This is a genomic window from Pseudomonas sp. 05N434 (assembly GCF_056396965.1).
In genome coordinates this window covers 1-6,186 of sequence record NZ_JBFTMK010000297.1, presented here as the reverse complement: position 1 = coordinate 6,186, position 6,186 = coordinate 1, and the positions used below count along the sequence as shown (strand labels likewise).

Below are 6,186 nucleotides of genomic sequence, written 5' to 3'. Positions count from 1 at the left end.
TTCTTGAGTTGGGCGCGGGGCTGCAACAGGGTGCTGGGGGAGCGCAGGCGGTGATCCATGTCACTGAGCAAGGCTTCCTGAAAATCGGCGTAACCGCTGAAACCCAGCTTTTTTACCAGCCGCACGATGGTCGGATCGCTGACACCGGCATGTTCGGCCAAGCGTGACATCGGGCCCAGTCCGTTACGCGGGTACTGGTCCAGCAAGGCACGTATGACTTTGCGTTCCGACGGCGTGAAGTCCAGGCCGGGCTCGGTGATCAGGTCTCTGAGAGGGGGCATCCGGGCTCCTGCTGGATGGGTATGTCGGTTTCATTTCATAAAACGCTAAATCAGTATTTATGTAACGTGTGCTACATGTCTAGTTAATTTTTGTGCGGATTTTGAAAGCACTAAAATGGGGCAAAACCCCCGTGCGTGCGGGGCTGAGTGGATGTCGACAGGCTTTGTAGGACATCGCCCATAGAGGTGTGAGATATCGACCCAGCTCAGGAATAAAATGGGCGTTGTGAGCCCACGCCGTAGCAGCTGCCGAGCTCGCGAGGCTGCGTTCGCTGGTAGCAGCTGTCGAGCCTGCGAGGCTGCGTTCGGCTGCGAAGCAGTCGTAAACCCTGAGTGCACAGTGTGCCTGACGGATCACAGTGCCTGATTTTACGACCGCTACGCGGCCGAACGCAGCCTCGCGAGCTCGGCAGCTGCTACAAGGAAGGCGCCCAGAGTGCGTTTCTTGCGGCACAATGAACCGATTGTTCGCGGCATCGTGCCATCTTTCATCCCATCGACAGAGAGAACCTTCGTGCAGGCAACCCGCTTGACCCTGATTTGTCACGCTCGAACCGTCGCACAGAAACTGGCGCGTTTTCCTACGAATGAACCCGTGGAAATGGATTGGCAATCGGCGAAGGGCTCGCGCTGTCGTCTGTTCAAGCGAGCCCCCCGTTTACTCTGCGGCCCTGAACGGCGGACCCGGCAAACCGCTGAGCTGTTTGGCGACAACGTGGAGATTGTCACGGCATTGGGGGATTGCGATTTCGGACGCTGGAAGGGCACGTCGATCGACGATTTGCAAACATCCGAACCCGAGACGCTCCAGGCCTGGCTCAGCGACCCGACGTCGGCGCCCCACGGTGGAGAGTCAGTGGCGCAGCTCGGTGAGCGAGTGGCCGCGTGGATGAAAGCCCTTGAGGCGACGCCGGGGCATATCGTTGCCATCACCCATCCGTTTGTCATTCGCGCCGCGCTGATGCAGGTGTTGCAGGGCACCGGGTTCAACCAGATCGATGTCGAACCGTTGTCGGCCGTCGAGTTGCGGTTCAACGGTCGCTGGCGGTTACGCTTGACGGGCATGGACCCTGAAGGAGTGCTGTGATGAAAAGACTTCTGGTTATCGGTGTCGGCGCGGGCAATCCCGACTACATCACGATGCAGGCGGTGAAAGCGCTGAACCGGGTCGACGTGTTTTTCCTCATGGACAAAGGCCAGAGCAAAGACAAACTGATCGACCTGCGCCGCGAGCTCTGCGAGCGCTACATCACCGATCACGACTACCGCTTCGTTGAAGCCCACAGCCCGGAGCGTGAGCGCGGGGATGTGGACTACAACGCCAGCGTCGAAGACCTGAACCGTGCCAAGCAGCAGACGTTCGAGCGGTTGATCAATGAGGAAATGACCGACGATCAGTGCGCCGGTTTTCTGGTGTGGGGCGATCCGGCGTTGTATGACAGCACCATTCGGATCCTGCAGGCGATTCTGGCGTCCGGTCGTTGTCTGTTCGAATTCGAGGTGATCCCTGGCATCACCAGCGTGCAGGCGCTGGCGGCGCAACATAAGGTGCCGCTGAACAGCATCGGCCGCTCGATTGAAATCACCACCGGCCGACGGCTGGCGGCCGGCCAGGTAAGCGATGCCGACAGCCTGGTGGTAATGCTGGATGCGCAAGATGCCTACCATCACGTGGCTGATCAGGAGACAGACATTTACTGGGGGGCCTATCTGGGGACGCCGGATGAAATCCTGATCAGCGGCAAGCTCAAAGACGTGGCCGATGAAATTGAGCGGGTGCGCAAGGCGGCGCGGTTGGCCAACGGGTGGATCATGGATACCTACCTGTTGCGCAAGCCTTGAACGCCGCCAACCGATTGATCAGTGTTCTTTGGCCTTTCTGATCCTGATCAAAATAAACAGCAGGATGCACAGCGCGAGCGGGGTCATGGCCAGCATGGCGTCCCGCGCGGAAATGTCCGCGCCCAGGGTATGCAGGCCCGAGTAGAACAGCTTGAACAGGCTCAGCAAATAATAGGTGATGGCGATAATCGACAAGCCTTCGACCGCACGCTGGATTTTGATTTGGGTATCGGCGCGAGCGTTCAGGCTGCTCAGGATTTCCGAGTTCTGTTCTTCCATTTCAACCTGCACCCGCGCCTGCAGCAGATCCCCGAGGTTGGCCACGCTTTTGGCCAGCTGCTCCAGGCGCTGTTCGGTGACGTCACAGTACCTGACGGTAGGTTTGAAGCGTCTTTCGATGAAGATCCCGAGTCGCTGGCAATCGCCCACGTGAGTTTCCCTGAGTTCGCCCAAACGCTCGAAAACCAGCTGGGCATACGCTTGGGTGGCGCTGAAGCGGTGTCGGGTTTTTGCGGTGCTGCTGACCACTTGCGCCGACAGACTGGCGATGTCGGTCAACAACGCTTTCGCATTGCCGGTATCGGGGCCGGCGTTACGTTCCGAAAGGTTGACCAATGTCTTGTCGAAGACGTTGAGCTGAGCGCTCAAGGTTTTCGCGGTGGTAAGGGAAAGCGACGCCATCATGCGGTAGGTTTCGATTTCCAGCAGGCGGCGGATCATCCGGCCTTGGCGATAGGCATTCAGGCGCTTGTTGACGAACAGGAAACGGTTAGTGCCGTCCTCGCTCAGGCGAAAATCGCTCCAGACCGTCGCATCGCCACCGCCTATGCATGAGCCGCAAGGGTCTTTGAATCCATAAGCCGACAGATCGCCGGAAAACGACGCATCGTTGCGCACCACAATCTGCACGGCGTTGATCACGTGCTGCATGAAGGGTTCGACGCGGTCCATCAAGGTCTTGGGGGGCTGGCTCCAGTCAGGCTCCTGACTGGAAGAAGGCACCACCAGTGTCAGCGTCAGGAACTCCGCGTGTCGCTCCCACTTCAAGGCATGCCCCTCCAGCCTGGTGATGCCCTGGGCCGCATCCGGGTCGACGGGGCCGGGGCAGCAGCGACTCAGCAGGGTGTCGCATTGCCCGTCATTAGCCAGAAACGCCAAATGAAACACGTGGGCGGGCTCGTCGAAATACAGCGAAGGGCGCGCGTGCAACTCATTGTGCAGGGTCAGTCTTTGCGGGTGCATGCTGTCGAGGCCATGTTGGAGTTGTTTGTTCTTGGGACTGGGTGACCCATTTTGGAGTCACATACAACTCCCCTCGCCACACGAGCCCGGCACGAGATGCACAACACAGTTGTGAACTATTCTTTCCCAAGTGGGCACCTTCAATGACGCCCACAGGGGATTGATATATATCAAGGCCCAAGAGACTTTAAGGAGGGAGTCTGGGCTGAAGCCGGGTTGCTGACCTGGCGAAAACGCCATCGCTGTCCGGAGTCAGATCATGAGCCAGTATCAACGGTTATTACTGATCATCAACCCGCTCCTGCGCCAGTCTCCCGCGCTCAACCATGCCGCTGCCGTGGCCAAGGCCAGCGGGGCGAGTTTGCATATTGCGGCGCTGATCCCCTCGTTGGACATTCTGTCGTTGCTCGAAGAGGGCGACCGGAAAGTGGCTCGGGCGAACTACCTGCAGGAACACCGCGACTGGCTCAAGGAACAGGCGGAAAAAATGCAGGGCAGGGGGATCGAGGTGACAACCGAGGTCGCCTGGGCCGACAACATGCGCCAGGACATCCTTGATCACGTCACGGAAATGCACCCCGATCTGTTGATCAAGCAAGTCCAGCATGAGCCAGTGCTCAAGCGCGCGTTCTTTACGCCGCTGGACTGGCGTTTGTTGCGCCATTGTCCGGTGCCGGTCTATCTGGTGGGCGCCGAAAGCCATGCCTTGCCGCAGAAGGTGGTGGCCGCGGTTGATGTTGGCGATACCGAGCCTTCGAACAGCGAACTCAATGACCGGATCATCCTGCAGGCGTCTGCCCTTGCGCTGCAATGCAATGCCGAGTTGCATCTGCTGTACGCGTGTGACATTCCGGCTGCTTTTCTGGCGGATCTGGGCGGTGGCCTGACGCTATCGGAGCTTACCCGGGAATTGCGCAAGGACCTGGAAACCTCATTCCTCAAGTTGGCCGCCCGGTTCGGCGTGCCCGCTGAATGCCGGCATTTCATCACAGGGCATCCGGTGTCGGCGCTGAGTGAGTTCGCCCACGAACACCAGATAGATGTGATCGTGATGGGTAGAACGCAATACGGCAGCCTGGAGAAACTGCTCGGCAGCACGACCGAACATATTCTGTACCAGGTGCCTTGCAGCGTTCTGGCGGTGTAGTCGCAAGCATCCTTGGCGAAATTGACTTGCCCGTTTCGGGGTTCCCGCCCCAGGGAGGTTTTCAGATGAATCACAGTCCTTCATTGCAAACCATCTTGCATGACCGGGTTGATGCCGGCCGAAGCCTGGTGGAGTCGCTGCTTAAATACGCCAAAAGAGCCGATGTCATCGTCCTCGCCTTGCCCCGTGGCGGCGTGCCGGTCGCCTATGAAGTGGCCACGGCCCTGGAGGTTCGCCTGGACCTGATGCTGGTCCGCAAGCTGGGCGTGCCGTCCCATCAGGAATTCGCCATGGGCGCTATCGCCAGCGGTGGGATTCAAATCGTCAATGACGATGCGCTGCGGGCTAACGGCATCGACCAGCGTACGCTCGACGCTGTGGTGGCGAAGGAAACGCAGGAAATGTTGCGTCGCGAGCAGCTATTCCGGGAATCCCGTGGGCCTTTGGCGCTCAAGGATCAAGTGGTGATTCTGATCGATGACGGCCTGGCGACAGGGGCCACGATGATGGCTGCGATACAGGCCGTGCGCCTGCAAGCACCATCACGCATCGTCGTCGCCGTGCCGGTGGCCCCCATGGAAACGGCAGAGGCACTGCGCGACGAAGTGGACGAGCTGATTTGCCCGCTCACCCCCGATTGGCTGGTATCAATCGGCTATTGGTACACGGATTTCTCTCAGACGTCGGATGAAGAGGTCATCGATCTTTTACATCGGGCCTGGCAGAGAGAATCAATGATGAAATGAGGCAAACTGCTGGCCCCCCGATCTTCGGTTCGTTGTCAAACTTGCTTTCTTTTCAGCAGGTTAGGCATTGGCGATATGCGGACTTTGGTATGGATGACTGCAACGTTTGTCCTGGTGGCTATTTCGTTTGGAGCCCAGGCAAAGGAACTGAGCAAGAACTCTCGCTATGTATGCAGCTGGGGCTCGGAAATAGCCGAGGGCGCGCAAGCCTCGAAACTTTCCGGGCTTACGCTTTACGGAGCACGCAAGAAGCTGCAATCGCGCAAGTTTCCCCGGCCGTGGATGCGCATGACGGCCATGGGCATCACGGAGCAAACCTATAACAGCCCTTCGCGTCTCAAGCCTGCCGGCATCAAGCAAACGTATTATGAGCAATGCATCCGGCATGAGTTGGCGCAACGGTAAACCGCCGGTCGCAGGGGCCGTTCCTACGACCCCATCCCTCCCGCACAGCCTTGCGAATCCCCTCCAGCAACATCGCAAACGCCGGGTTGTCTACAGATCGCATTGCGGCCAATGACTGGTCATGCATTATCCGGCGCCTCACGAAACCGTTGTGCAAGGCGATCCGCAAACGGATAGAACGAAAACCAGGGCCTGGCTTCGTCGATCACCCGCAGGAATGACGGTCGCTGGATCAACCGGTCGAAATAGGCGCTCAAGTGCTGGTAGTCGTCKGGGAACGGCACCAGTGTGCAGGCATAGAACAGCGCCGGGGCGGCGGCACAATCGGCCAGGCTGAAGTCCGGGCTGGCCACCCAGATCCTGGACGCCATTCGGCGCTCGAGCATGCTGTACGCCGTCGCAAGTGTGGCCCGTTCCCTGGTCAAATCACCGTTGGTCGCGTRTAGTCGATCACTGACAATCTGTTGGACCGGCGTTTGTAGATAATTGTCGAAAAACCGGTCCCATAAGCGCACCTCCAACG

General features: G+C 58.8%; 8 protein-coding genes. 5 read left to right on the top strand and 3 right to left on the bottom strand.

Annotation, left to right across the window (positions count from 1 at the left end):
• Positions 1 to 281 (bottom strand): MurR/RpiR family transcriptional regulator (locus AC1DLB_RS18480; protein ID WP_477785407.1); only part of this gene is annotated, 281 nt, incomplete at its 3' end.
• A 514-nt stretch (positions 282 to 795) separates the two neighbouring features.
• Here AC1DLB_RS18480 and AC1DLB_RS18475 point away from each other — a divergent pair.
• Positions 796 to 1,368, top strand: coding sequence for a histidine phosphatase family protein (locus AC1DLB_RS18475; protein WP_086945593.1), 573 nt, complete (start codon positions 796 to 798; stop codon positions 1,366 to 1,368).
• Positions 1,368 to 2,123 carry a precorrin-6A synthase (deacetylating) gene (cobF, locus tag AC1DLB_RS18470; protein ID WP_192350355.1) on the top strand — a complete coding sequence of 252 codons (756 nt, stop codon included), beginning with the start codon at positions 1,368 to 1,370 and terminating at the stop codon, positions 2,121 to 2,123. The genes AC1DLB_RS18475 and cobF overlap by 1 nt, the downstream gene beginning before the upstream one ends.
• An 18-nt stretch (positions 2,124 to 2,141) precedes the next feature.
• Here the strand turns inward: cobF and AC1DLB_RS18465 are convergent, their stop codons facing one another.
• Entirely contained in the window at positions 2,142 to 3,365 is a 1,224-nt protein-coding gene (locus AC1DLB_RS18465; protein WP_019651636.1) for a DUF3422 domain-containing protein, read from the bottom strand.
• Between the two features lie 259 nt (positions 3,366 to 3,624).
• Between AC1DLB_RS18465 and AC1DLB_RS18460 the strand changes: the two genes are divergently transcribed.
• From AC1DLB_RS18460 to AC1DLB_RS18450, 3 genes are all read left to right on the top strand, one after another.
• Positions 3,625 to 4,512, top strand: a complete 888-nt coding sequence (locus AC1DLB_RS18460; RefSeq protein ID WP_477743182.1) for a universal stress protein — start codon at positions 3,625 to 3,627, stop codon at positions 4,510 to 4,512.
• A gap of 65 nt (positions 4,513 to 4,577) precedes the next feature.
• Positions 4,578 to 5,258 carry a phosphoribosyltransferase gene (locus AC1DLB_RS18455; protein ID WP_477743181.1) on the top strand — a complete coding sequence of 227 codons (681 nt, stop codon included), beginning with the start codon at positions 4,578 to 4,580 and terminating at the stop codon, positions 5,256 to 5,258.
• A gap of 75 nt (positions 5,259 to 5,333) precedes the next feature.
• Positions 5,334 to 5,663, top strand: coding sequence for a hypothetical protein (locus tag AC1DLB_RS18450; RefSeq protein WP_018928995.1), 330 nt, complete (start codon positions 5,334 to 5,336; stop codon positions 5,661 to 5,663).
• 119 nt (positions 5,664 to 5,782) lie between these two features.
• On the opposite strand, the gene AC1DLB_RS18445 is transcribed toward AC1DLB_RS18450, so the two are convergent.
• A partial coding sequence (locus tag AC1DLB_RS18445; protein WP_477785406.1) for a glutathione S-transferase family protein occupies positions 5,783 to 6,186 on the bottom strand: 404 nt, incomplete at its 5' end.

Excerpts from the sequence above, each read along its gene's own strand:
- AC1DLB_RS18465 (WP_019651636.1), bottom strand. The coding sequence starts at position 3,365 with ATGCACCCGCAAAGACTGACCCTGCACAATGAGTTGCACGCGCGCCCT.
- AC1DLB_RS18460 (WP_477743182.1), top strand. The coding sequence starts at position 3,625 with ATGAGCCAGTATCAACGGTTATTACTGATCATCAACCCGCTCCTGCGC.
- AC1DLB_RS18455 (WP_477743181.1), top strand. The coding sequence starts at position 4,578 with ATGAATCACAGTCCTTCATTGCAAACCATCTTGCATGACCGGGTTGAT.
- cobF (WP_192350355.1), top strand. The coding sequence starts at position 1,368 with ATGAAAAGACTTCTGGTTATCGGTGTCGGCGCGGGCAATCCCGACTAC.
- AC1DLB_RS18450 (WP_018928995.1), top strand. The coding sequence starts at position 5,334 with ATGCGGACTTTGGTATGGATGACTGCAACGTTTGTCCTGGTGGCTATT.